22 protein-coding genes are annotated in these 24,369 nt (G+C 60.4%); 11 read left to right on the top strand and 11 right to left on the bottom strand.

What is annotated here, in order from left to right:
- Positions 1-7 precede the first annotated feature (7 nt).
- The 4 genes from mrdA to ABMC88_RS16405 all read left to right on the top strand — a co-directional run bounded on the left by mrdA (position 8) and on the right by ABMC88_RS16405 (position 4,466).
- The gene (gene mrdA, locus ABMC88_RS16390) at positions 8-1,930 is read left to right on the top strand and encodes a penicillin-binding protein 2 (protein ID WP_349577965.1); all 1,923 of its coding nucleotides are present in this window, start codon (positions 8-10) and stop codon (positions 1,928-1,930) included.
- Complete coding sequence (gene rodA, locus ABMC88_RS16395; RefSeq protein WP_349577966.1) at positions 1,927-3,066, top strand: rod shape-determining protein RodA; 1,140 nt, start codon at positions 1,927-1,929, stop codon at positions 3,064-3,066. Before mrdA ends, rodA begins: the two co-directional genes overlap by 4 nt.
- Positions 3,067-3,129: 63 nt before the next feature.
- On the top strand, positions 3,130-3,540 hold the full coding sequence (locus tag ABMC88_RS16400; protein WP_349577967.1) for a VOC family protein: 411 nt from the start codon (positions 3,130-3,132) through the stop codon (positions 3,538-3,540).
- Entirely contained in the window at positions 3,537-4,466 is a 930-nt protein-coding gene (locus ABMC88_RS16405) for a 2-hydroxyacid dehydrogenase (RefSeq protein ID WP_349577968.1), read from the top strand. Before ABMC88_RS16400 ends, ABMC88_RS16405 begins: the two co-directional genes overlap by 4 nt.
- Here the strand turns inward: ABMC88_RS16405 and ABMC88_RS16410 are convergent.
- From ABMC88_RS16410 to ABMC88_RS16420, 3 genes are all read right to left on the bottom strand, one after another.
- Positions 4,463-6,472, bottom strand: coding sequence for a M3 family metallopeptidase (locus tag ABMC88_RS16410; RefSeq protein WP_349577969.1), 2,010 nt, complete (start codon positions 6,470-6,472; stop codon positions 4,463-4,465). The two genes, ABMC88_RS16405 and ABMC88_RS16410, sit on opposite strands and share 4 nt — an antisense overlap.
- A gap of 51 nt (positions 6,473-6,523) precedes the next feature.
- Positions 6,524-7,528 carry a HesA/MoeB/ThiF family protein gene (locus ABMC88_RS16415; protein WP_349578003.1) on the bottom strand — a complete coding sequence of 335 codons (1,005 nt, stop codon included), beginning with the start codon at positions 7,526-7,528 and terminating at the stop codon, positions 6,524-6,526.
- A gap of 178 nt (positions 7,529-7,706) precedes the next feature.
- Entirely contained in the window at positions 7,707-9,473 is a 1,767-nt protein-coding gene (locus ABMC88_RS16420) for a CHASE domain-containing protein (RefSeq protein WP_349577970.1), read from the bottom strand.
- A gap of 372 nt (positions 9,474-9,845) precedes the next feature.
- Between ABMC88_RS16420 and ABMC88_RS16425 the strand changes: the two genes are divergently transcribed.
- Positions 9,846-10,268, top strand: a complete 423-nt coding sequence (locus ABMC88_RS16425; protein ID WP_349577971.1) for a response regulator — start codon at positions 9,846-9,848, stop codon at positions 10,266-10,268.
- On the opposite strand, the gene dut is transcribed toward ABMC88_RS16425, so the two are convergent.
- The 4 genes from dut to ABMC88_RS16445 all read right to left on the bottom strand — a co-directional run bounded on the left by dut (position 10,251) and on the right by ABMC88_RS16445 (position 13,663).
- A complete protein-coding gene (dut, locus tag ABMC88_RS16430; RefSeq protein ID WP_349577972.1) occupies positions 10,251-10,694 on the bottom strand; it encodes a dUTP diphosphatase in 444 nt (147 codons plus the stop codon). The two genes, ABMC88_RS16425 and dut, sit on opposite strands and share 18 nt — an antisense overlap.
- A 24-nt stretch (positions 10,695-10,718) precedes the next feature.
- Entirely contained in the window at positions 10,719-11,915 is a 1,197-nt protein-coding gene (gene coaBC / locus ABMC88_RS16435) for a bifunctional phosphopantothenoylcysteine decarboxylase/phosphopantothenate--cysteine ligase CoaBC (protein WP_349577973.1), read from the bottom strand.
- Between the two features lie 66 nt (positions 11,916-11,981).
- Entirely contained in the window at positions 11,982-12,752 is a 771-nt protein-coding gene (locus tag ABMC88_RS16440; RefSeq protein WP_349577974.1) for a ChaN family lipoprotein, read from the bottom strand.
- Positions 12,753-12,784: 32 nt separating this feature from the next.
- Positions 12,785-13,663, bottom strand: a complete 879-nt coding sequence (locus ABMC88_RS16445) for an RNA polymerase factor sigma-32 (RefSeq protein WP_349577975.1) — start codon at positions 13,661-13,663, stop codon at positions 12,785-12,787.
- 97 nt (positions 13,664-13,760) lie between these two features.
- On the opposite strand from ABMC88_RS16445, the gene cobU reads away from it, so the two are divergent.
- The 4 genes from cobU (at position 13,761) to ABMC88_RS16465 (ending at position 17,192) form a co-directional block, all read left to right on the top strand.
- The gene (cobU, locus tag ABMC88_RS16450) at positions 13,761-14,282 is read left to right on the top strand and encodes a bifunctional adenosylcobinamide kinase/adenosylcobinamide-phosphate guanylyltransferase (protein ID WP_349577976.1); all 522 of its coding nucleotides are present in this window, start codon (positions 13,761-13,763) and stop codon (positions 14,280-14,282) included.
- Entirely contained in the window at positions 14,279-14,863 is a 585-nt protein-coding gene (locus ABMC88_RS16455) for a histidine phosphatase family protein (RefSeq protein WP_349577977.1), read from the top strand. The genes cobU and ABMC88_RS16455 overlap by 4 nt, the downstream gene beginning before the upstream one ends.
- Before the next feature lie 58 nt (positions 14,864-14,921).
- A complete protein-coding gene (locus ABMC88_RS16460; RefSeq protein ID WP_349577978.1) occupies positions 14,922-15,605 on the top strand; it encodes a glutathione S-transferase in 684 nt (227 codons plus the stop codon).
- Between the two features lie 72 nt (positions 15,606-15,677).
- Positions 15,678-17,192 carry a YifB family Mg chelatase-like AAA ATPase gene (locus ABMC88_RS16465; protein WP_349577979.1) on the top strand — a complete coding sequence of 505 codons (1,515 nt, stop codon included), beginning with the start codon at positions 15,678-15,680 and terminating at the stop codon, positions 17,190-17,192.
- Here the strand turns inward: ABMC88_RS16465 and ABMC88_RS16470 are convergent.
- From ABMC88_RS16470 to rsmI, 4 genes are read right to left on the bottom strand one after another with little or no spacing between them, the layout of a single operon-like run.
- Complete coding sequence (locus tag ABMC88_RS16470; protein WP_349577980.1) at positions 17,158-18,069, bottom strand: alpha/beta hydrolase; 912 nt, start codon at positions 18,067-18,069, stop codon at positions 17,158-17,160. The genes ABMC88_RS16465 and ABMC88_RS16470 overlap by 35 nt on opposite strands.
- A complete protein-coding gene (gene gshB / locus ABMC88_RS16475) occupies positions 18,066-19,001 on the bottom strand; it encodes a glutathione synthase (RefSeq protein WP_349577981.1) in 936 nt (311 codons plus the stop codon). The genes ABMC88_RS16470 and gshB overlap by 4 nt, the downstream gene beginning before the upstream one ends.
- Positions 19,002-19,059: 58 nt before the next feature.
- The gene (locus ABMC88_RS16480) at positions 19,060-19,440 is read right to left on the bottom strand and encodes a YraN family protein (protein ID WP_349577982.1); all 381 of its coding nucleotides are present in this window, start codon (positions 19,438-19,440) and stop codon (positions 19,060-19,062) included.
- A 3-nt stretch (positions 19,441-19,443) separates the two neighbouring features.
- Positions 19,444-20,310, bottom strand: coding sequence for a 16S rRNA (cytidine(1402)-2'-O)-methyltransferase (gene rsmI, locus ABMC88_RS16485; protein WP_349578004.1), 867 nt, complete (start codon positions 20,308-20,310; stop codon positions 19,444-19,446).
- Between the two features lie 88 nt (positions 20,311-20,398).
- On the opposite strand from rsmI, the gene ABMC88_RS16490 reads away from it, so the two are divergent.
- Both ABMC88_RS16490 and ABMC88_RS16495 read left to right on the top strand, forming a co-directional pair.
- Positions 20,399-21,583 carry a penicillin-binding protein activator gene (locus ABMC88_RS16490; protein WP_349577983.1) on the top strand — a complete coding sequence of 395 codons (1,185 nt, stop codon included), beginning with the start codon at positions 20,399-20,401 and terminating at the stop codon, positions 21,581-21,583.
- A gap of 8 nt (positions 21,584-21,591) precedes the next feature.
- On the top strand, positions 21,592-24,354 hold the full coding sequence (locus ABMC88_RS16495) for a [protein-PII] uridylyltransferase (RefSeq protein WP_349577984.1): 2,763 nt from the start codon (positions 21,592-21,594) through the stop codon (positions 24,352-24,354).
- Positions 24,355-24,369 lie beyond the last annotated feature (15 nt).

Consider the following 24,369-nt stretch of genomic DNA (forward strand, 5'->3'; position numbering starts at 1 on the left):
ATCCTGAATGAGACGGTCCAGAGCAGAAACAGACACCAGCCACACCAAGCTGAGCCGCCGCGCCGCCTTGCTGGGCGGGGCGCAACTGTTGTTTATGGGCGGGCTTGCTGCACGGATGCGCCATCTGCAGGTGGATCAGGCCGACCAGTTCCGCCTGCTGGCCGAAGAAAACCGCATCAACATCCGTCTCATCCCGCCAAAACGCGGCGAGATTTTCGACCGTAACGGCATGCAGCTGGCACAGAACGTCCCCAGCTACCGCATCGTGATGGTGCGTGAAGACGCGGGCGACCCCGAAGATGTGATGATGCGCCTTGCCCATCTGATCAACCTCACCCCCGAGCAGACCGAGGCCGCGCTGAGCGAAATCAAACGCTCGGCCCCGTTTCTGCCTGTGACCATCGCCGAAGACGTCAGCTGGGACGCGGTGAGCGCGGTATCCGTGAACGCTCCCGCCCTGCCCGGCGTCTCACCCGAGGTGGGCAGCACGCGGGTCTATCCGCGCGGGTCGGACTTTGCCCATGTTGTGGGCCGTGTGGGCCGCGTTAGCCAAAAAGACCTTGATGCGCTGGAAGACCCTGACGCGCTGCTGCGCATCCCGCGCTTCCAGATCGGCAAGATCAACGTAGAGGCCCGCGAGGAAACGCTGCTGCGCGGCGTGGCGGGCACCAAACAGGTCGAGGTAAACGCAACAGGCCGCGTCATGCGCGAGCTGGACCGCCGCGAGGGCCAGTCAGGCGCCGCGATCCAGCTGACGATTGATGCAAAGTTACAAAACTATGTGCAGGCCCGCCTGACGGGTGAAAGCGCCGCTGTGGTCATCATCGACTGCGAAAAGGGCGACATCCTCGCCAACTCCTCAGCGCCGTCATATGATCCGAACCTGTTCATCGGCGGGATTTCCTCCAAGGACTACGACCCGCTGCTCAATGACAAATACCGCCCGCTGGTCAACAAGACCGTGCAAGGTGCCTACCCCCCCGGATCGACCTTCAAGATGATGACCGCCATGGCCGCGATCGAGGCGGGGATTATCGGACCCGACGACACGGTGCATTGCCCCGGCCACCTTGAGATCGGCGGGCGCAAGTTCCATTGCTGGAAACGCTCGGGCCACGGGTGGGTCGATCTTGAGAACTCGCTGAAACGCTCTTGTGACGTGTACTATTACGATCTGGCGCTGAAGGTCGGGATCGAAAAGATTTCGGCCATGTCCAGACGCTTTGGCCTGGGAATACGGCATGATCTTGCGCTTAGCTCGGTCAATTCGGGGCTGACCCCGACAAAGGACTGGAAGCTGCAGAATCGTGGCGAGGATTGGGTAATTGGCGATACAGTCAACGCATCAATCGGTCAGGGTTTCATGCTGGCCTCGCCGATGCAGTTGGCGGTGATGACCGCGCGGCTGGCCACGGGGCGCGATGTCACGCCGCGGCTGATTAAAACGGTCAACGGGGTCGAACAACCCGTCAAAGGCAACACGCCGCTGGACATGAAAGAGGGCAACCTGCGCAAGATGCGCAAATCCATGTATGCGGTGGTCAACGACAGGCGGGGCACGGCCTATCGCAGCCGCATTATCGCCGAAGGCATGCGCATGGCGGGCAAAACAGGCACCTCGCAGGTCCGCTCGGCCGTGGTGAACAACAACGAAGTCCCGTGGGAGCAGCGCGACCATGCGCTGTTTGTGGGCTTTGCCCCCTATGACAACCCGCGCTATGCCTGCGCGGTCCTGGTCGAACATGGCGGCGGCGGCTCAACAGCGGCCGCGCCCATCGCCCGCGATGTCATGCTGCAAGCCCTTTATGAGGGCGAGCCCCCGTTGGAGGCCTATCCTTCGGGTGATCGCGGCAGCAAACGCGCCCTGCAGAAACGCCTGCGCAATGTGCAGCCCCAGGCGCGGATTAAAACCGCCAAGGATCAGGCATGAGCTATCTTGAATATACGGTCAAATCGGTTCCCACCGGTCTGCGCAAGATATTGTTCCTGAACTGGCCCCTGATCTTGCTGATCACGGCTGTCGCGGGCTGCGGGTTTATCATGCTTTATTCCGTTGCGGGCGGCGGCTACAGCCCTTGGGCAGAGCCGCAGATGAAACGGTTCGGCCTTGGGCTGGCCCTGATGATCGCCGTCGGGTTGGTGCCGATCTGGCTGTGGCGCAACCTTGCTGGTCTGGCCTATGGCGTCTCGGTCATCTTGTTGATCGGGGTAGAGCTGTTCGGCTCTGTCGGGATGGGCGCCCAACGCTGGATCGAGCTGGGCGTGATACGGCTGCAACCCTCCGAGATGACCAAGATCACATTGGTGATGTTTCTGGCCGCCTACTACGACTGGCTTCCCGCCAAAAAGATTTCACGCCCGCTCTGGGTTTTGCTGCCTGTGCTGATCATCGTGGTGCCAACCGCGCTGGTGCTGCGCCAGCCCGACCTTGGGACCTCGATCCTGTTGCTGACGGCAGGGGGCGGGTTGATGTTTCTGGCTGGTGTACATTGGGCCTATTTCGCGACCGTGATCGCCGCAGGCGTCGGGCTGGTCACGGCTGTGTTCCAGTCCCGTGGCACGCCGTGGCAGATGATCAAAGATTACCAGTTCCGCCGAATCGACACTTTCCTTGACCCCAGTACCGACCCGCTGGGCGCGGGCTATCACATCACGCAATCCAAGATCGCGCTGGGATCAGGCGGCTGGACGGGGCGCGGTTTCATGCAGGGCACGCAGTCGCGGCTGAACTTTCTGCCCGAGAAACACACCGACTTTATCTTCACCACACTGGCCGAGGAATTCGGTTTTGTCGGCGGCATCTCTTTGCTGCTGCTTTATGCGATGATCATCGTCTTCTGCGTCGTCTCGGCGATTATGAACAAGGACCGCTTTGCCTCGCTTCTGACACTTGGCATCGCGCTGAACTTCTTTTTGTTCTTCGCGGTCAACATGTCGATGGTCATGGGGCTGGCGCCTGTTGTCGGTGTGCCGCTGCCGTTGGTGAGCTATGGTGGCTCAGCGATGTTGGTGCTGATGCTGGCCTTTGGTCTGGTGCAATCGGCGCATGTGCACAGGCCGCGCTAGGCTCTTTGCAGGGCGGGCGCGCTGGGGTATCTGTGGGCGGTAATCCAGCCAAAGGTGCCGCCTATGTCGATTTTCCACTTTGCCTTCAACATCACCGACCTTGATGAAACCCGCGCATTCTATGGCGGGCTGCTGGGTTGTAGCGAAGGGCGCAGCACCGACACGTGGGTGGATTTCGATTTCTTCGGGCACCAGCTGTCGTGCCATTTGGGCACGCCGATGGCGGTGGCCGCGACAGGGCTGGTGGGGGATCACAAGGTTCCCATGCCGCATTTCGGTGTCGTGCTGGACTACACCGACTGGCGGGCGCTGGCCGATCATCTGACAGCGCAAGGCGTTGACTTTGTGCTTGAGCCCCAGACGCGGTTCAAGGGTGAGGCGGGCGAGCAATCGACCATGTTCTTTATGGATCCTTCGGGCAACCCCATCGAGATCAAAGGCCTTGCCGACATGGACGGAGCATTCGCCACATGATTAACGTTCTTTTCGCCGCCCGCACCGAGCGCTGGGAAACTTACGAAGCCCCCCTGCGCACCGCCTTGGCACGGGCAGGCATCGACGCGCATCTGGCCCAAGACATTACCCCCGCAGAGGTCGACTATATCGTCTATGCGCCCAACAGTGATCTACAGGATTTCACCCCCTATACCCGCGCCAAAGCGGTGCTGAACCTTTGGGCAGGAGTTGAACAGGTTACGGGAAACAAGACGCTGCGCATTCCGCTGGCGCGGATGGTGGACCATGGCCTGACCACTGGCATGGCCGAATGGGTGACAGGGCATGTGATGCGCTATCACCTTGGGATGGACGCGCATATCGTGAACCCTTCGCACGCGTGGGCGCCCGAAACCCCGCCGCTCGCCGCGCAGCGCGAGGTAGCGATCCTTGGGCTTGGCGCTTTGGGGACGGCCTGTGCGCAAATGCTGCTGGGTCTGGGTTTTCGTGTGACGGGCTGGTCGCGCAGCCCCAAGGACGTGGCGGGTGTGACCTGTTTGCATGGTGATGACGGTTTGGCTCAAGCGCTGAAACGGGCAGAGATTGCCGTGACCTTGCTGCCCGATACGGCGGCCACGACCAACCTGCTGAACGCTGATACTTTGGCGCAGATGCCCAAGGGGGCATACCTCATCAACCCCGGCCGTGGTCCGCTGATCGACGATGACGCACTACTGGCAGCACTAGACGCAGGCCAGATCGCCCACGCCACACTGGATGTTTTCAGGACCGAGCCGCTGCCGCAGGGCCACCCCTATTGGGCGCATCCCCGCGTCACCGTCACGCCCCATATCGCGGCGGAGACGCGGGCAAGTACCGCCAGCGAAACCATCGTGGAAAACATCCGCCGTGGTGAGGCGGGCGTGCCTTTCATCAACCTTGTGGACCGCGAGTTGGGGTACTAAGCCGCCAACCCGCGCCCTTTCAGCAGCGCCTCGACCCCGGGCAAACGGCCGCGGAAGGCGATATATAGATCGGCGGGATCGACACTGCCGCCGGTGGACAGAATGTTATCCTCAAGCGATTTCGCGCGCTCGGGGTCAAATGCCCCGCCCGCTTCCTCAAAGGCCTCGAAAGCATCGGCGTCCATCACCTCGGACCACATATAGCTGTAGTAGCCGCTGGAGTATCCATCGCCCGAAAAGACATGCGCGAACTGCGGCGTGGCGTGGCGCATGGTGATGGCAGCGGGCATACCAATGCCGTCCAAAACCTGCGCCTGCATCTGCATCACATCCGCTGGCGGCGTGCCTTCGTGAAACGCCAGATCCACCAGCGCAGAGGCGACGTATTCAACCGTGGCAAACCCCATATCAAAGGTCGCAGCGCCCAGCACCTTGTCCAGCATCTCTTTTGGCATCGCCTCGCCCGTGGTGGCGTGGGTCGCGAATTCTTGCAGCACTTCGGGCACTTCGAGCCAGTGTTCATACAGCTGGCTTGGCAGCTCGACAAAGTCGCGGGCGACCGAGGTGCCCGAGATGCTTTCATAGGTCACATTAGACAGCATCTGGTGCAGCGCATGGCCAAATTCGTGAAACAGCGTGCGTGCATCGTCGTATGACAGCAGCGCAGGATCGCCCTTGGCGAAGTTGCACACGTTGATCACAATCGGGGTCTGCACAGTCGGGAACTTGGCCTGCGCCCGCATGGCCGAGCACCACGCGCCCGAGCGTTTTGACCCGCGTGCGAAATAATCTCCGATGAAAACCGCCACATGCTTACCGTCCCGCGTGACCTCCCACGCACGGCAGTCGGCATGATAAAGCGGCACGTCGAGCGGTTTGAACGCCAACCCGAACAAACGGGTGGCACAGGCAAAAGATGCCTCGATCATGCGGTCCAGCTGGAAGTAGGGTTTCAGCGCGGCCTCATCCAGATCATGCTCGATTGCGCGGCGTTTTTCCGCGTAATAGCGCCAGTCCCACGGGGCCAGATCGCCGTTCACACCGTCCTCGTGCATCATGCGGGTGAGGATTTCGGCATCCGCGTTGGCTTGGGCTTTCGCAGGTTCCCAGACTTGCATCAGCAGGTCGCGCACGGCGGCAGGTGTCTTGGCCATTTCTGTCTCAAGCTTGTAGTCGGCAAAGCTGTCATAGCCCAGCAGGGCGGCGCGTTCTTTGCGCAGGGCAAGCGTCTCTGTCGCGATGTCGCGGTTGTCCGTCTCGCCCCCGTTGGCGCCGCGTGCTTCCCATGCTTTGAACGCCGTCTCGCGCAGGTCGCGGCGCGGGCTGAACTGCAAGAACGGCGTGATGAGCGAGCGTGACAGCGTGACAACAGGGCCGCCTGCACCCTTCTCTTCTCCCGCTGCACGGGCCGCATCGACCACGAAATCGGGCAGACCTTCAAGATCGGCCTCCTCCAGCTTCATGAACCAGCTCCGCTCATCCGCAAGCAGGTTTTGCGTGAATTCCGTGCCCAGCACGGCAAGGCGGCCTTTGATCTCTTTCATCCGCTCTTCGGCCTTGCCGGTCAGGGCAGAGCCTGCGCGGACAAACCCACGGTGGGTCAGCATCAACACGCGCAACTGCTCGGGCGTGAGGTCGGCGGCCTCGCGGCCTTCCCATACGGCGTTGACGCGGGCGAACAGGTCCTTGTTCGCCGAGATTTCCGAGAAATGCGCCGAGAGCATTGGCGAGAAATCGCGCTGCAACGCCTCACGGGCGGGGTTGCTATCGGCGCCTGCGACGGTGAAAAACACGCCCAGCACGTTATCAAGCGTTTGGCCCACGGCCTCCAGTGCCTCGATTGTATTGGCGAAGGTTGCGGGGTCGGGATTGGCGGTGATCGCCGCGATCTCGGCGTTGTGATCCTTTAGCGCCTGTTCCAGCGCGGGCGCAAAATCATCATCGGAAATCGTGTCAAACGGGGCGAGGCCAAACGGCGTGGACCAGTCTTGCAGCAGCGGGTTCATAGAAGTCTCCTTTGGACCTCAACCTAAGCCGCATGGGCGCGGATGCAACGGCTAGCCGCGTGCGGCGGCACAAATCGGGCAATCGGCGCGGGGGCTGATGCGGATGCTGCGGCTTTCGGCGTAAAGCGCGTCATAAATCACCATTTGCCCGCGCAATGGCGTGCCCGCCCCCGTGATCAGTTTGACCGCCTCCATCGCCATCATCGCCCCGACCACACCGGGCAGCGGGCCGATCACGCCTGCCTCGGCACAGCTGGGGGCCAGATGCGGGGCGGGGGCTGCGGGAAAGATACATTGATAACACGGCGCGCCATGGGCGGGGTCAAACACGCTTAGCTGCCCTTCCCATTGACTGAGCGCACCCGAGATCAGCGGCACGCCAGCGGCGACACAGGTGGCGTTTACCAGATAGCGGGTGTCGAAGTTATCGGTGCCGTCCAGCACCAGATCGTATTCGGCAATCAGCTCGGGCGCGATTTTGTCGTCGAGTTTGCGGTTATAGGGGCGCACCTCGACAAAGGGGTTCTGCGCTTCCATTTCGGCTTGTGCCGAGAAAACTTTGGGCATGCCGATGCTGGCGTCTTTGTGGATGACCTGTCGGTGCAGGTTCGTGTTCTCGACGGTGTCGGCGTCGATCACGCCGATCCTCCCCACACCCGCCGCAGCGAGATACAGCAGCGCAGGCGCGCCCAAGCCACCTGCCCCCACCATCAGAACGCGTGCATTTCTGAGCGCCTTTTGTCCAGCGCCGCCCACTTCGCGCAGGGCGATGTGGCGGGCATAGCGGTGTAGCTCGGTCTCGGAAAACTTGTCGGATTTGGCTTGTGTAGTGGGTACGGCCGCGTCGACGCCCGTGCGGTCGCGCAAACGGCCAATAACTCGGGAATAGGCCCAGATCACTCCCGCGATACCGACCAATATCATCCACGGTGCCGCACTGTTGCCCGTTGCTGCACGCAGGCTGTGGCCGTCGGGGAAGATTAGCTGAATGCCGATCACCGCGATCAGCAACAAGCCGATCATGCTCCACCTTGCGGGGCGCGGCGTACGCATCATCGCGCCGATCCCCCAGATCACCGCTGCAAGAATAATAACAAGCACGTATCGCCCCCGCTTTTCGAAAACTGCCCGCTGCCAGACAAGGCAAACGGTGTAGCAGACATAGCCCGACTAACGGCCAAGACCACGCGGCACAAGCTTTGCCACGTTCAACCGCAACTTCCAATATGGCGTGTTAATTCGTGCCCGACGCCTGCGCTCCGGCCAAGGGGAGCGTCACCGCAAATGTCGCCCCCGCACCAAGCACGCTGAATGCCTCGATCTGGCCACCCAGCAACTGCGTCAGGTCACGGCAAATCGCAAGCCCCAAACCAGTGCCCCCTTCGGCGCGGGTAAAGGAGTCGTCAACCTGACGGAACCTATCGAACACGGAAACAAGATCGGCTTGCGCAAGACCCACGCCCGTGTCGGCAACTGACAAGACATACATCCCTTCGGCACCGCAAGACGCCGAAATTGTAATGCGCCCTTCGCCGGTGAAGCGGACAGCGTTATCGACAAGATTATTGATGATTTGGGACAGGCGGATGTCATCAACCACAACGGTATCAGGCAGGTCTTCGGACACGATCACCTCAATCGCAAGCGGCTTGCTATGCGTTTCGATGATACCTTTCGCCATGGTGTGCCATTGCTCCATCAACGGCTTTATCTCGACCGTCCGCTCCCACAAGGTGACCGCATTCGCCTCGAGTTTGGTCAGCTCAAGCACATTGGTCAGCAGCTTCAACAGCCGCTCCGAGGCGGCTTTGCCCGCTTGGATCAAGTGGTCTTGTGCGGCGGGCAGTTTGGCGCGGTCAAGCAGCATCAAGATGCCGCTGATCGCCGTGAGCGGTGTTCGGACTTCGTGACTCATTGTGGACAGGAACGCCGACTTCATTGCGCCCACCGTTTCCGCCTGCTTGCGCGCCGCTTCCAGATCGACGTTCATCTGCTTGAGAACGACCGCGTCGCGGCGCAACGCCTGCGTTGCCATATCGGCAAAGCGCAAGCCGCGCCTGTTCGCCCGCGCAAGCAACAAGAACATCGTCAGCACCGCAATATCAATCGCAATCGCCCCCGCCAGAATGTAGGTTGGGTTTTTCGGGAAGTTGAGCGCCCGAAACTCCAGCCCTGAGCGAATATCAATGTCCCACGTGCGCCCGTAGACATCCATCGAAACGCGCTTGGCCCCTAAGGGATCAGCGTCGAAATCCGCGCTGTCGGAGTTAAGCTCGTCGTAAATCACCTCGGTATCATCGGAAATGCGGATCAAGGTTCGGCGCCGTTCTTGGCCCAAGGTGCCTTCGATCAATTTGGACACGATGAAAGGCGCATAAACCGCCCCCGTAAAGCGGGCCTGTCGTTCGGATTGTGACACGGGTTCCGGCTGTTGGTAGGTCGGGGCGAAAAACAAAAAACCGGGCGTGCGGGCGGCGTCCTGAACCAGAACAATCGGGCCCGTGATTTGGGGTGTGCCTGTGTCCCCTGCCTTGTTCAGACTTAGGTGGCGGTTTTTTTCATGCACCATATCAAGGCCGACGGCTTGGGCGTTGGCCTCAACCGGATAGATATAGGTAATCGGCTCGAACATGTTCTTCCCGTGTTCTGGGTGAACCCTGAAATAAGGCCGGTCGATACGCTGCTTCGCAAGGTAGCTCTCTAGGTCCTCGGGGGGGACTATGTGGATCCGGCCAATGCCGTTGATGCCAGGATACAGATGTTCAATGTCCAGACTGCTGGCAAACACGCGCCATTCATCCCAGCTGAACGCGCCGCCGTTCGCCCTGAGCGCGGACACCCCCGCCAGCAAGGCCAGCTCGTACTTTTGCAACCGCTCGCGCATCAGTTCGGGGATGTGATCGGCGGCGACTTCAAACCGGCTTTGCGTGCGTAAATCGATCAGATGTTTGGAGAATTGCCACGCTGCGATTGTCAGGAAGATCGACAGCGCGATGGCCACCCAATGCGCATAAGTCAGCCGGCTTCCCCGGGTGAGGGCATCGCGTTCTTTTTCAACACATCCAGGGAACGCTTCATGCGCTTGGGGCGTCGTAATCGCTCGAATTCGGTCAGCCACTTTGGGCCCCAATCTATAAAAGCATCGCTAGAAAATAGAGTTGGCGTGCCCGTAATCTATGGTTGAATAGTGTTTCAAGCAAGCGATGCTTTTGTGATGAGGCTTAGCGCGGCACCTCGCATCAGCCGTCTGGATTGCCCTTGATGCGAAACTGCACGTCATAAGGGACGCATCCAACCCGCGCAGGTTGAGCGTTGCTTTGGCGAAAGATAAGCACTACTGTCGGTAGAAATAGTTAAGCGGTAAGGGTAGTGAATGCGTAAAAAAATCCTGATTGTCGAAGACGACAGCTTTACCCGTTTCATGATGAAACAGATCATCGGCACGCTTGATCTTGGGCCTGATGTGGACGTCGCCGAAAACGGAACATCGGGCTGCGATTTGTTGGAACAGACACCGGATCAATACGCGCTGGTTTTAATGGATATTCACATGCCAAAGCTGTCGGGGCTGGACGCGACGAAGCGGATCAGAAACAGCGAAAGTGACCCCCCTAAAAACATCCCGATCTATGCAGTGACGGCGGATTCCAACTTCCACCACCCGCTCGCGGTTGAACAATATGGCATGGACGGCTTCATCTCCAAACCCATCTCGCCCGGTGACTTGATCGGTCTGGTAGAGAAATACTGCGCTCCCGCAGGCGATCTGGACAGGCAGTCAACCAGTGCCGGTTGATCCAAACCCGCCCGCGGCACGGGTGGTTTGATCAAGCGCGTCGACCTCTGTGATCTGCGGTCGCAGGATCGGCGCAATCACGGCTTGGGCGATGCGATCACCATGGGCAATCACAAAGGCTGTGTTGCCTGCGTTCCACAATGCGACCTTTACCTCGCCGCGATAATCCTCGTCGACCGTGCCGGGGCTGTTTGGCACCATGATCCGCGATTTGGTCGCCAATCCCGATCGGGGCCGGATCTGCATTTCAGTCGCGGGTTCCAGTGCCACGGCAAAGCCTGTGGGCACCAGCACCACCGCATCGGGGGCCAGCGTTATTGGCCCGTCAGGCAAACACGCCCGCAGGTCCATGCCCGCCGCACCAACTGTTGCATAGGCGGGTAAGGGCAGGTCGTTCAAAGGCAGGCGCAGGAATTTGACAGGCATTGAACCCTCGCGGCAATGTGCGTTTCAGGAGGTGATAGTATCCGCAATCCGTTGCGCAAGCTGCGCGGCGACGGCATCTTTGCCCATGCGCGGCCACTCTTCTGCGCCAGTGTCGTCAATCAGCGTGACAGCGTTTTCATCGCCCCCCATGATCCCCGTTTCAGGCGAGACATCATTGGCCACGATCCAGTCACACCCCTTACGCAGGCGCTTGGCTGTGGCGTTGGCGATCACATCGTTTGTCTCGGCCGCGAAGCCTACAACCAGCGGCGGGCGACCTGTTTTTAGGTGACTCACCCCATGCAGGATGTCGGGATTTTCAGCAAAGGAAAGCTCCGGCAGGCCGTCCTTGGTTTTCTTCAACTTGCGGTCCGAGGCAGAGGTAACGCGCCAATCGGCAACCGCTGCCGCGAAGACCGCCGCATCAACGGGCAAGGCCGCCTCGACCGCGTCTTTCATCTGTTGAGCGGTTTGCACGGCCACCACTTCAACGCCTTCGGGCGGGGAGACATCAGCAGGACCTGTCACAAACACAACATGCGCGCCAAGGGCCGCCAAGGCCCGCGCAACCGCCGTGCCCTGCGCCCCGCTGGAGCGGTTGGCAATATAGCGAACGGGGTCGATCGGCTCATGCGTGGGACCGGAGGTGACCAGCACACGCCGCCCTTTCAGCGGCCCATCGGTCAGGGCGCTCTGCACGGCCTCCACAACCTCCATCGGTTCGGACATGCGGCCAGGGCCGTGTTCGCCGCAGGCCATGTCGCCCTTGTTCGGGCCGACAACGGCGATCCCGTCAGCGCGCAGGGTGGCAAGGTTGCGCTGGGTTGCGGCGTGCTCCCACATGCGCACATTCATCGCAGGCACGATCATCACGGGCGTGTCTGTGGCCAGCAGCAAGGTCGAGGCCAGATCATTCGCGAGCCCGCCCGCCATCTTGGCCATCAGGTCCGCCGTTGCAGGGGCCACAACCACCAGATCGGCAACTCGGCTGAGTTGGATGTGACCCATCTCGGCCTCGTCATCCAGATCGAACAGATCACGATGCACCTTGTTGCCCGCCAAAGCCGAGACCGACAGCGGGGTCACGAATTCTTCGCCAGCGCGGGTCAGGACAGGGGTCACAACAGCGCCGCGTTCGCGCAGGCGGCGGATCAGGTCCAGCGATTTGAACGCCGCAATGCCGCCGCCGATAATAAGCAAGATATGTTTGCCAGCCAGCATGATACGCCCCTTGATTGGCCAATGTCGCTGCTCAACATAGGCGCGGGCCGCGCCCAGCGCCAGTGGTTACTGGGTGAAGGCCGCGCAAGGATCGCCGCGCTCCGGCGCGGGCGCATCGAGGGTCAGGCTGAAAGCGCCTTGCACATCCGCGCCGTCTTCGCCTTGGGCCAATGTGAACACTGCGACATCAGGGGCGGCGGTTGCGATTAATGCGGGCACGCCCCAAGCCGCGCGAGCATGGCCGTTGCCCGTGATCACCACAACAGGCCCACCAGTTGCCCGCAGGGCGCGAAGCGAAACATCAGCCAAGGTCATGTCCCGCAACCGTTGGGCATCAACCATGACAGGCAACATCTCTTCGGGTAATGCACCGCAATGCGCTGCGGCTTGCACCGCTTCGCGGGCGGTTTGAAGGGACCCGTCGGGGGCTGTGTCCGAACCAAAACGCTGGGCGAGCGGATGATCCGCCAGCGGAGCTTCAAGAGCGCGGCGCAATTCGCTGCGTGGCACACCCGCACCATAGATCACGGCGTCAGGCGATGCCGCAAATATCGGATAATACATATCAAACGAAGGCCACGCCGTGCCCGACCAACCTATCAACGCATCAAGCTGCGCCTGACTGGCCCACGGCGCTGCGGCCTGTGCGCCTTGTTGAGGGGTCAACATCTCAAAGACCAGCGCGGCGGGGTCCAGGGCCGCAACCCACACCGCCTGACGGGCGTGGTGGTCGGGATTGTCATGCTGCTCGCCCAAGATCACAATCTGTGCATCCCGCGCCATTTGCGGAACTTCCGCAGCCCCGCCAGAAGCAAAAAGCGCAGCCCAAAGGGCCACGCTTGCACTCGCACATTTGGAGGGCACTGGTATCATGTGAGGAAATGAAACACTTCCTGAGACTGCATTTCAAGAGATTTGCGCATTTTCTGGAAGGCTGCGGCCTCCAGCTGCCGCACGCGCTCTTTGCTCAGGCTCAACTCCTGTCCAAGGCTTTCCAGCGTACGGGGCGCATCGCGCAGCTTGCGTTCGCGTACGATAAATTGCTCGCGGTCATTGAGGGCTGTCATCGCCGACAGCAACCACGCCCGAAGTTGTGCCGTGTCATGGGTATGCTCGACATTCTCGGCGGCTTGCGCGCTATCGTCTTCCAGCGCGTCAATCCATTCGCGGCCCTCGTCCTCGGCTGATTGTGTCGCGTTCAGCGAATAATCAGAGCCGGACAAGCGCCCTTCCATCATCTCAACGTCATGCAACGGCACGCCAATCTCGGTCGAGATCATCTGCCGCAGCTGGTGACGATCCAGTTCTTCACCCGCCGAGGCGGCCTCCCGCTCCAGCCGTGCTTGCACGCGCCGCATGTTAAAAAACAGGGATTTTTGCGACGACGTCGATCCCGTGCGCACCATCGACCAGTTGCGCATCACATGGTCCTGAATAGACGCTTTGATCCACCAGACGGCGTAGGTCGAAAACCGCACACCGCGGTCAGGGTCGAACTTGTCCGCCGCTTTCATCAGGCCAAGGCCCGCTTCCTGAATAAGGTCATTCATCGGCGCACCGTAGCGTTTGAACTTGGAAGCCATCGAAATGGCCAGCCGCATGTAGGCCGTAATCAGACGGTGCAGCGAAGCCTCGCACCGTTCGTCACGCCACGCATAAGCCAGCTTGAGTTCCGTTTCAGCGTCCAACAGCTCCGCCTTCATCGCGGTGCGGGTGAGTGTGAAGTCTTGCGCAGTTCCAATCGCCATCTATCTCGTCTCCCAAGGATCAAATGGTCACCTTGTGGCGACGCTTTGTATTTACTACGCATGGAAGTGCACATTGGTTCACGAGGGGGTGCGAAAAATGTTGCCAAAGGGCAGTTTTATTCTGGGTGGCGCCGCGTCAGGAAAGTCCGCGTGGGCGGAAAACCACATCCTTTCCAGTGGGTTGAACCCCATCTACCTTGCAACGGGGCGCGTTGAAGATGACGAAATAAAAAATCGGGTCAAAGTGCATAAAGACCGTCGTGACGCCCGTTGGCACACGATTGAAGAGCCGCTCGACCTTGGTCCTGTCCTCGAAAAACTCACACCCCAAACCCCCGTTCTGATTGATTGCGCGACCATGTGGCTGAGCAACCAGATGATGGAGGAGGCGGATTTGGCAGCGGCGACAACACGGCTTTTGACAGCGCTGGAGAGTTGCGCTGCCCCTTGGGTCATCGTCTCGAACGAGGTGGGGCACGGGATCGTGCCGGAGAACAGATTGGCCCGCCAGTTTCGTGAGGCGCAGGGGCGGCTGAACATCGCGCTTGCAGCGCAGGCCGATCTGGCGGTGATGGTGGTGGCGGGGCTGCCGCAAGTTTTGAAAGGACCACTGGAATGACGACATGGCATTGGGTGCGGCATGGCCCCACGCACGAGAAATCCTTTGTCGGGTGGCGCGATGTGCCTGCCGATCTGTCCGACACAGCTTTGATTGCCCGTGTGCGCGATCATCTGCCTGACGATGCGTTGGTTGTAAGCTCGGATCTGGTGCGCTCAACCGCGACGGCGGATGTGTTGCAGCAAGATGGCCACATCCGCCTGCCCCATGAACCCGACCTGCGCGAGATCGACTTTGGCGTCTGGGACGGGATGCGGTTTGATGCGGTGGCTGCGCGTGATCCCGAACTAAGCCGCGCGTTCTGGGACCAACCCGGCGACATCCGCGCCCCCGAGGGCGAAAGCTGGAACCAGACGATGGCGCGGGTCAGCAAGGTTGTGGACCGCCTGAGCGCCGCGCATCAGGGCCGCCACATCATTGCCGTTGCGCATTTCGGCGTCATCCTGACCCAAGTGCAGCGGGCGATGCGGGTGTCGGCCTATGAAGCGATGGCGCATAAGATCGACAACATCTCGGTCACCACCCTAACCCACCGCGGGAACGAAAACTGGGACATCGGCGCGATCAATCACCTTCCGTGATACGGGCGGCCACACATATGAATTTGTGCGGCCTGCATGGCAGCTCTAAGATTTTGCCATGACTTATGATTTATATATCGGCAACCGCACATTTTCGAGCTGGTCTTTGCGGGGCTGGCTGATGCTGCAGAATTTCAACCTGCCCTTCCGCGAGCATGAGGTGGATCTGTTCGGGGGCACAATGGCTGGCGACATGGCGCCACTGGCCCCTGCGCGTCTGGTCCCTGCCCTGCGCACGCCCGAAGGGGATGTGATTGGTGAAAGTCTTGCCATCGCCGAAACCCTTGCCGAACGGCACCCCGAGGCGCAGATGTGGCCCGCAGACCCAACCGCCCGCAGCCGTGCCCGCTGGCTATGTGCCGAGATGGCCTCCGGCTTTGGCGCGCTGCGCGGGGAGTGCGCGATGCAACTGGCCCATGTGGACGCCGACTTTGCGCCCTCTGACAAGGTAAAGGCCGATCTGGCACGGATCGAAACACTGTGGGCTTTTGCACGGGAGAAGGCAGGCGATGGGCCGTGGCTCTTTGGGAAATATTCGCTGACGGATGCGTTTTATGCGCCTGTTTGTGCGCGAATTGTCGGGTATAATTTGCCCGTATCAGACGCCGCACGCGCTTATTGCAGAACAACGCTCAACGATACGGCCTTCCGCAAATGGCGCCGCGAAGGGCTCAAGCACAGTTATGATCCCTTCCCCCATCCGCCTGTCGGACGCCGCGACGACTGGCCTGTGCCTGAGTGACGGGACGCGTTAACTATTCTTAAACCATCCGGCCTGTACCGTTAACCTCTGGGTAAGGGTCGGAGGAATAACATGGTCGCACGCGCATACAGCGTTGCATTTCAAGGCGTTGAGGCACGGATCGTCGAAGTGCAATGCGCCGTTACACCCGGCTTGCCTGCGTTTTCCATCGTCGGCTTGCCCGACAAAGCCGTGTCCGAGGCCCGCGACCGCGTGCGCACGGCGCTGACATCAATGGCGATTGCCCTGCCGTCCAAACGGATCACAATCAACCTCAGCCCTGCGGACCTGCCCAAAGAGGGCAGCCACTTTGACCTGCCCATTGCGATGGCGCTGCTTGCCGCGCTTGAAATCATACCCAAGGACGTGGTGGAAACGGTGGTATCCTTGGGCGAGCTATCGCTGGACGGATCGCTGGTGCCCGTGGTCGGCGCGTTGCCCGCGGCGATGGCCGCAGCGGATGAGGACCGCAGCCTGCTGTGTCCCGCAGGATCAGGGGCAGAGGCCGCATGGGTGAATGCCTGCCAAGTCATCGCCGCCCCGTCACTTGGCGATGTGGTGCGCCATTACTCGGGCCAATCCCCGCTACGCCCAGCCGAGCCGGGCGAGGTTGCGCCGATGGTTCACACGCATGATTTGCGCGAGGTAAAGGGGCAAGAGCGTGCAAAACGCGCACTTGAGGTCGCCGCCGCAGGACGGCACCATCTAATCATGGTCGGCACGCCTGGGTCTGGTAAATCCATGCTGGCAGCGCGATTGCCCAGCATCTTGCCTCCGCTCACCGCGGCAGAAGCGTTGGAAACGTCGATGATCCACTCGCTTGCCGGATTGCTGGACGAAGGCGGCATTTCGCGGCAGCGGCCCTATCGCCCGCCGCACCATACCGCCTCGATGGCGGCGATTATCGGGGGCGGGCGCAATGCCAAACCCGGTGAGGTCAGCCTTGCCCATAATGGCGTTCTGTTCATGGACGAGTTTCCCGAGTTCGCCCGCAATGTGCTGGAAACCCTGCGCCAACCCATCGAGACAGGCGAGGTGATGATCAGCCGCGCCAATGCGCATGTGAAGTATCCCTGCCGCTTTATGCTGGTCGCGGCGGCGAACCCGTGCAAATGTGGTTATCTGCCTGATCCTGCCCGCGCCTGCGCCCGCGTACCGCAGTGTGGAGAGGACTACCTTGGCCGCATCTCCGGCCCCTTGATGGACCGGTTTGATCTGCGGGTGGACGTGCCGCCCGTGGCCTACACAGATCTGGATTTACCGCCCTCTGGCGACAGCTCTGCAACCGTCGCGGCCCGCGTGGCGGCGGCCCGTGCGGTGCAAGAGGTGCGATTTGCCGACCACCCCGACATCATTTGCAATGCCGATGCGCAGGGCGAGGTACTCGAGCAGATGACCGCCCCCGACGCGGAAGGCCGCGACCTGTTGTTGCGCGCCGCCGAACGGTTCAGCCTGTCGGCCCGCGGCTATCACCGCGTGTTGCGCGTGGCCCGCACAATTGCCGATCTGGACGGGTCAGCGCAGGTGCGCAAACCGCATATTGCCGAGGCCGTCAGTTTTCGGATGCCCAGCCCTGCCGTTGCCTGATCCAACCTGCCAACAGGTCCAGCGTGCGCCGCCCTTCAGGCAGCATGTTGTGGAAAATCGGCCAAACATGCGGCAAATCACGTTCCACCACCAACGTGGCATCGACACCTTGTGCACGCATTCGGTCAACCAGCCTGCGCCCGTCATCCAGCAGAATTTCGGTATCACCCACGGTGACCCATGCAGGTGGCGCACCGTCGAAGCCACCGAACAAGGGGCTGACGCTTGGCTCTTTTGGCGAGGCATCGCGCAAAAACATCTCGCTCAATGTATCTGCTGTTTCTGCGGGCAGGACCGCGTCGGCCCGCGCATTAGCGCGAAAACTGTCACCGCTGTACGTCAGATCGGTGAGCGGCGAAAAGCCAAAGACAGCCCCCGGCAAAGGGGCGCCCTGTGCGCAAAGGGACGCGACCAGACCAAAGGCCAGCGCACCGCCGGCACTGTCGCCACCGATGACAACATTTCGCGGCTCTACACCGCTGGCGATCAGCCCATCCCATGCGGCGCGCACATCATCTGGCGCGGCAGGAAAAGGCGCTTCGGGTGCCAGCCGATATTGCGGTAAGACCGCACGCGCCCCGATGCGGTGCGCAAGCTTGGCCGCCATTGCGCGATGCGTCGTGGGGCTACCAAAGACAAAACCGCCCCCGTGGATGTAGAAAAGCACACGATCTGTCGCTGCGCCCTTGGGCGCAAGCGACAGGCACGGCACATTGTTCAGGCTGACTTTTTCACTGGCCGTACCACGTGGCGCGTAGAAAAACATGCGGGATTGCATGTCCAAAGCGCGGCGCAATTGCTGCGGCGTGCCGTTGCGCATCCGCCGTTTTTCGATTGTGCGCAGCCACGGGTTCAGCAGCCTCCGCACGGCGCTCATGCGCGTTTGGCCTCAATCACTTCCCAGATTTTCGCTGCAATGTTGACGCAGTCAAACCGCTCAAGCTCTTGGATACCGGTGGGCGAAGTCACGTTGATTTCGGTCAGGTAGTCGCCAATGACGTCGATGCCGACAAACACCTGGCCCTTTTCCTTGAGCACCCCGCCAATTCGCGCACAAATCTCCAGATCACGCTCCGTCAGGCCGACCTTTTCAGGCCGCCCGCCGACATGCATGTTCGAACGCGTCTCACCTGCGGCAGGCACGCGGTTGATCGCACCAACAGGCGCGCCATCCACCAAAATCACACGTTTGTCGCCCTTGGAGACATCCGGCAGGAACTTTTGCACGATCAAGGGCTCACGCGAGAAACCGGTGAACAATTCATGCAAAGAACTGAGGTTGCGATCATCGCGGGTAAGCTTGAACACCCCCGCGCCGCCGTTGCCATAAAGCGGTTTGAGGATGACATCGCCGTGTTTTTCCTTGAAAGCTTTGATCGTTTCAAGGTCGCGTGCAATCGTTGTTGGCGGCGTCAGATCGGGGAAGTCGAGAACCAGCAATTTTTCAGGATAATTGCGCACCCAAAACGGATCATTGACCACAAGTGTCGTGTCCGAAATCCGATCCAGAAGATGGGTTAAAGTGATGTAATGCATGTCAAATGGCGGATCCTGCCGTAACCAGACCACATCGAACTCTGCCAGATCGACCTCCCGCATCTCTCCCAAAACAGCCGGATCGCCCGGCACCCGCTGCACAGTCATATCCTGCCCGCGGGCTGTGATACGCCCTTCTTGATAGGCGATATTATCAGGTGTGTAGAAAAACAGCGTGTGGCCCCGTTTCTGGGCCTCTTCAGCCAAACGAAAGCTGCTGTCTGCGTCGATATTAACGTCCCCGATCGGGTCCATTTGGAAGGCGATTTTCATAGGTACATCCTTGCTGTTGCCATCTTGATGGCAAAGCAAGCCGCCCTACGCAATGCCCTCAGAGGTGGGCAAAGGCATTTTCAATTATTTGTGTTTCCCCATGACCGTTAACAAGCGCCACATCAAACCGGATATCTGTCAGCCCGCCGCGTGGCTGCGTGCCCAGATATTCTTCGGCACAATTGTAGATTCGTTGAATTTGTTTGCGGCTTATCCGCTGGGCCGCCCGGTCAAAGCTGCGGCTTTGCTTCACCTCGACAAAGATAAGGCCATCGCCATCCCGCACGATCAAATCAATTTCACCGCCCTTTCCACGCCAACGTTGATTGGCCAAGGGGAACCCGCGACGTTCGTAATCTTGGGCGATGCGGCCTTCTGCGGCCACACCTGCATGATACGACATTGCCCCTGCATGGCTGCGCTGCGCGGTTTGTGTCATCTTTTACCCACCTTCATCCGTGTTGAGTGCAAGCGCCGCTTGATAGACCTGTCTGCGTGGTAACGCATGCGCCTTTGCCACAAGGTCGACCGCATCCCGCATAGACAGCTTTTCCAAAGCAGCCTTAAGCGACGTTTCTAGATCATCAGAGTTAACAGTTTCTAAATCGCCCCGATCAATCAAAACAACAATTTCGCCTTTGGGTGTATTTTCGGCGTAATAATTCGCGAGTTCATCCAGCGTACCGCGCCTGACCTCTTCGAATTTTTTGGTGAGCTCGCGGCATACGGCGGCGGGGCGCGTCGAACCCAATGCTGTCTTTGCATCGCGCAGCATTGCGCCAATCCGTTTAGGCGATTCGTAAAATACCAGCGTCGCACGGACATCGCGTAACGCCTCTAGCGCGCTTAGCCTTGCCGCTTTGGCGTTCGGCAAGAACCCGGCAAAGTGGAACGCGTCTGTCGGCAATCCGCCCAGCGCCAAAGCCGTCAAAACCGCAGATGGGCCCGGTGCGCAGGTGACATTAACTCCTGCCTGAGCCGCTGCACGCGACAGCTCGAACCCTGGATCAGCGATCAAGGGCATACCCGCTTCGGAGGCGTAAGCAACGGATTTGCCTTCTTTTGCAGCCGTGACCAGCCGTGCGACAGCTGCATCCCCTGAATGATCGTGCAGCGCCGTAATCTTGCGCCCCTCCAGAGGAATCCCGTGGATGTCCATCAGCCTGAGCAAGCTGCGTGTGTCTTCGGCCGCCAGCATGTCGGCACTCGCCAGAACGTCCAACGCCCGTAGTGTAATGTCGCGGGCTGTGCCTATTGGGACACCCACAAAGGTAATTCCGGCCGCTAAGCTCTGCTTATGAATATTCAACGCTGGACCCCTTCCCACTAGACGATATGATTGCGCCAACGACAGTGCCGGCAGCTGCCCGCACCATAGATAGGGGAGTACCGTTACCATGTTTGCCATTCCAAGCACCATCCGAAAGCCCTTCCGGCTGCTGATTCTACCACTTTTTGCGATGATGCTCTCTGCGTGTGATCCAGCCGCCTTTGCGGGTCTTGGCGGGGGAAGCGGGCCGAAGATTGATCCGAACGCGCCCGTTCCTGTGGCTTTGCTTATCCCGCGTGGCGGGTCGGCCTCGGATAATCTGCTGGCCAAGAACCTGGAGAACGCCGCACGGCTGGCGATCAGCGATCTGGACGGTGTGAAGATTGACCTGCGCGTCTACGGCACGGCAGGCAAGGCGGGCACGGCGGCAACAGCCGCTTCCCAAGCGGTCGCCGACGGTGCGAAAATCATCCTCGGGCCTGTCTACGGCGAAGCGGCGAATGCGGCGGGCGTTGCGGTGGCCGAAGCTGGGGTGAACGTTCTTTCCTTCTCGAACAACACCACAATCGCGGGCGGCAACGTCTTTGTGCTTGGGCCAACATTCGACAATACGGCGAACCGTCTGGTGTCCTACGCCAAGCGCAACGGCAAAGATAAAATCGTTGTCCTGCATGCCAACAACATCGGCGGCCAATTGGGCCGTAACGCGATCCAGCAAGCAATCGCAGCCAATGGCGCCACGCTGTCCGGCTCGGTCGACTATGCGCTGAGCCAGCAAGCCGTGACTGCCGCCATCCCAAAAGTAAAAGCGATGATGTCCAACACAGGTGCGAATGCCCTGTTCTTGACAGCCAACTCCTCCACCGCTTTGCCGCTTTTGTCGCAAATGCTGCCCAGCGCGGGCGTCACCAATGCGAAGTCGCAGTACATCGGTCTGACCCGTTGGGACGTTCCCGCACAGACCTTGGGGCTGGACGGCATTCAGGGTGGCTGGTTCGCCCTGCCCGATCCAGGTGCGACGGCTGCGTTCTCTGCGCGGTATAATGCCGCCTACGGCAGCAAGCCGCTTGATATTGCAGGGCTCGCGTTTGACGGGGTCGCTGCGGTTGCATCACTGGTGAAAAGCCGCAAGGGTAATGCGTTGACAACAACGGCGTTGACGCAGGGTGCGGGCTTCCGTGGCGCGGGCGGCATCTTCCGTCTGCTGCCGGACGGGACCAACCAGCGCGGCCTCGCCGTGGCGACGATCCGCAGCAAACAGGTTGTCTTGCTTGAGGCCGCCCCGCAGGCCTTTGGCGGCGCAGGTTTCTGAGCCGATTGATGACCGACACCCAAACAACCGGCACAGGCGGCGCTCCGACGCCCCGCCTGTGCGCTCTTGCTGACGAAATCTATGATGCGGCGGCCATCGACGCCGAACTAGCCGCGGCGGCCCGATCTAAGGATGCCCGCAACACCTGCGTGAAAATCCTGAACTCGGCCCAGGCCCGAGGCCGCGCAACAATCGCCCAAGCCTTTACCGCAGCCCCTTTTGACGCAAAGGCGATGACCGCCTCCTACAGCTACCTTACGGACGGGTTGGTGCGGTCGGTCTATACGCTCACGACCAACCACCTGCACCCGAACAAAGACGCCCCCACCGCGCTGAGCGTGATTGGCGTGGGCGGCTACGGGCGCGGTGAGATGGCGCCGTTTTCAGACGTGGACCTACTGTTTCTGGTTCCCTCGCAGATCACCCCGTGGGCCAGCACCGCGATCGAGACGATGCTGTATATCCTATGGGACCTGAAGCTGAAGGTCGGCCACTCCAGCCGCACTGTTCGCGATTGCGTAGAGCTTGCAACAGAAGATTTCACAATACAAACCGCGTTGCTGGAACACCGCTTTATCTGCGGCGATGTGGATTTGGGACAAACCCTCGGAGAAACGCTGCGCAGCGATCTCTTCTCCGGCTCGGGCCGTGCGTTCATCGAGGCAAAGCTGGAAGAGCGCGACGCACGCCATGTCAAACAGGGCCAGCGCTATGTGGTTGAGCCGAACGTCAAAGAGGGCAAGGGCGGCCTGCGCGATCTGCAATCGCTTTATTGGATTGCCAAACTCATCCACAATGTCAGCCGCGCTGCCGAGCTGGTCGAAAAAGGCGTGTTCCGCGCCGAAGAATATGAGACCTTCGCCGCCGCCGAGAATTTTCTGTGGGCCGCACGCGGGCATCTGCACCTGCTGACCAATCGGGCCAGCGAACAACTGACCTTTGATATGCAGGTCAGTGTGGCCGAGGCGATGGGATACCGTGACCGTGACGGACGCCGCGCTGTCGAGGTGTTCATGCAGGACTACTTTCTGCATGCCACTGCGGTTGGCGACCTGACCCGCATCTTCCTGACCAAACTGGAAGACATGCACGTCAAATCCGAACCCTTGCTGGAGCGCCTGTTCCGCCGCAAGCCCCGCGTCAGGGCGGGCTATACCGTCACCCACAACCGCATCGCACTGGAAGATGACGCGGCTTTCTTAAGTGATCCGATCAATATCCTGCGCCTGTTCGAGGAAGCCTTGCGCACGGGCATGTTGATCCACCCCGATGCGATGCGCACAGTCAAAGCGAACTTGCATCTGATCGACGACACCCTGCGCACCACGCCAGAGGCCCGGCGCATCTTCCTTGATCTGCTGCTGAAACACGGCAACCCCGAACGCGCCTTGCGCCGCATGAACGAATTGGGCGTGCTTGCCGCCTTCATCCCCGAATTCGAGCCGATCGTGGCGATGATGCAGTTCAACATGTACCACAGCTATACCGTGGACGAACATACGATCCAGACCATCGCCCATCTTGCCATGATCGAGAAAAGCGAGCTGGAAGAAGAGCTGCCCGTTGCCTCGTCGATCCTGCAAAAAGGCGTGAACCGCAAAGTGTTGTATGTGGCCTTGCTGTTGCATGACATCGGCAAAGGCAGACAGGAAGACCATTCGATACTTGGAGCCTCTATTGTGCGCAAGGTTGCCCCGCGTCTGGGGCTAAAGCAGGACGAGGTGGATACGGTTGAATGGCTGGTGCGCTATCACCTGCTGATGTCCGATATGGCGCAGAAACGCGACATTGCCGACCCGCGCACCGTGCGCGATTTTGCCAAAGCCGTGCAAACGGTCAAGCGGCTGGACCTGCTGTGCGTGCTGACCGTCTGCGACATTCGCGGCGTGGGGCCGGACACATGGAACAACTGGAAAGCCTCGCTGATCCGCGCCCTTTACCGCCAGACCGAGAGGGCGCTGGAGACGGGGCTGGAAGACCTCAACCGCCAGAACCGCGGGGCCGAGGCCAAAAAGACATTGCGTGCCGCCCTGCCCGACTGGCCGAAAAAGGCGCTCCAGCGTGAAACCGCGCGCCATTACGACCCCTATTGGCAGGGTCTGCACGTGACTGCGCATATCGCCTTTGCCAACCTCTTCCGCGATCTGGACGAAAACAAGATCAACATCGACCTGCACCCGGACGAGGACCGCGATGCCACGCGTGCGTGCTTTGTCATGCCCGACCACCACGGCATATTCAGCCGCCTGACCGGCGCGCTGGCGCTGGTGGGGGCCAATGTCGTGGATGCCCGCAGCTACACCACCAAAGACGGCTATGTGACCGATGCGTTCTGGATTCAAGACAGCGAAGGCAACGCCTATGAGGCGTCGAAACTGCCTCGCCTGCGCCAGATGATCGAAAAGACCCTGCGCGGAGAGGTCATCGCACGTGATGCGCTCAAATCCCGCGACAAGGTCAAAAAGCGCGAGAAAGCGTTCCGCGTGCCGACTTCGATCACCTTCGACAATGAAGGCTCCGAGATTTACACCATCATCGAGGTCGACACCCGCGACCGCCCCGGGTTGCTGCATGATCTGGCCCGCACACTGGCAGAGCTGAACGTCTATATCGCCAATGCGGTGATCGCGACTTACGGCGCGCAGGTGGTCGATACCTTCTATGTCAAAGACATGTTCGGGCTGAAATACCATTCCGAAGCAAAACGGCGCACGTTGGAAAAACGCCTGCGTCAGGCCATCGTAGAAGGGGTGGCGCGCGCGGATAACTGAACCAGCAAAGGCGAC

This window comes from Sulfitobacter aquimarinus, from assembly GCF_040149565.1.
GTDB classification, from domain to species: Bacteria; Pseudomonadota; Alphaproteobacteria; order Rhodobacterales; family Rhodobacteraceae; genus Sulfitobacter; species Sulfitobacter aquimarinus.

Bases quoted from the DNA above. Each gene is read 5' to 3' on its own strand.
- ABMC88_RS16455 (WP_349577977.1), top strand. From the start codon at position 14,279: ATGACGACATGGCATTGGGTGCGGCATGGCCCCACGCACGAGAAATCC.
- ABMC88_RS16465 (WP_349577979.1), top strand. From the start codon at position 15,678: ATGGTCGCACGCGCATACAGCGTTGCATTTCAAGGCGTTGAGGCACGG.
- gshB (WP_349577981.1), bottom strand. From the start codon at position 19,001: ATGAAAATCGCCTTCCAAATGGACCCGATCGGGGACGTTAATATCGAC.
- rodA (WP_349577966.1), top strand. From the start codon at position 1,927: ATGAGCTATCTTGAATATACGGTCAAATCGGTTCCCACCGGTCTGCGC.
- ABMC88_RS16415 (WP_349578003.1), bottom strand. From the start codon at position 7,528: ATGATGCGTACGCCGCGCCCCGCAAGGTGGAGCATGATCGGCTTGTTG.
- ABMC88_RS16410 (WP_349577969.1), bottom strand. From the start codon at position 6,472: ATGAACCCGCTGCTGCAAGACTGGTCCACGCCGTTTGGCCTCGCCCCG.
- cobU (WP_349577976.1), top strand. From the start codon at position 13,761: ATGTTGCCAAAGGGCAGTTTTATTCTGGGTGGCGCCGCGTCAGGAAAG.
- ABMC88_RS16445 (WP_349577975.1), bottom strand. From the start codon at position 13,663: ATGGCGATTGGAACTGCGCAAGACTTCACACTCACCCGCACCGCGATG.
- mrdA (WP_349577965.1), top strand. From the start codon at position 8: ATGAGACGGTCCAGAGCAGAAACAGACACCAGCCACACCAAGCTGAGC.
- ABMC88_RS16470 (WP_349577980.1), bottom strand. From the start codon at position 18,069: ATGAGCGCCGTGCGGAGGCTGCTGAACCCGTGGCTGCGCACAATCGAA.
- ABMC88_RS16495 (WP_349577984.1), top strand. From the start codon at position 21,592: ATGACCGACACCCAAACAACCGGCACAGGCGGCGCTCCGACGCCCCGC.
- ABMC88_RS16460 (WP_349577978.1), top strand. From the start codon at position 14,922: ATGACTTATGATTTATATATCGGCAACCGCACATTTTCGAGCTGGTCT.
- ABMC88_RS16425 (WP_349577971.1), top strand. From the start codon at position 9,846: ATGCGTAAAAAAATCCTGATTGTCGAAGACGACAGCTTTACCCGTTTC.
- ABMC88_RS16405 (WP_349577968.1), top strand. From the start codon at position 3,537: ATGATTAACGTTCTTTTCGCCGCCCGCACCGAGCGCTGGGAAACTTAC.
- dut (WP_349577972.1), bottom strand. From the start codon at position 10,694: ATGCCTGTCAAATTCCTGCGCCTGCCTTTGAACGACCTGCCCTTACCC.
- ABMC88_RS16400 (WP_349577967.1), top strand. From the start codon at position 3,130: ATGTCGATTTTCCACTTTGCCTTCAACATCACCGACCTTGATGAAACC.
- ABMC88_RS16480 (WP_349577982.1), bottom strand. From the start codon at position 19,440: ATGACACAAACCGCGCAGCGCAGCCATGCAGGGGCAATGTCGTATCAT.
- coaBC (WP_349577973.1), bottom strand. From the start codon at position 11,915: ATGCTGGCTGGCAAACATATCTTGCTTATTATCGGCGGCGGCATTGCG.
- ABMC88_RS16490 (WP_349577983.1), top strand. From the start codon at position 20,399: ATGTTTGCCATTCCAAGCACCATCCGAAAGCCCTTCCGGCTGCTGATT.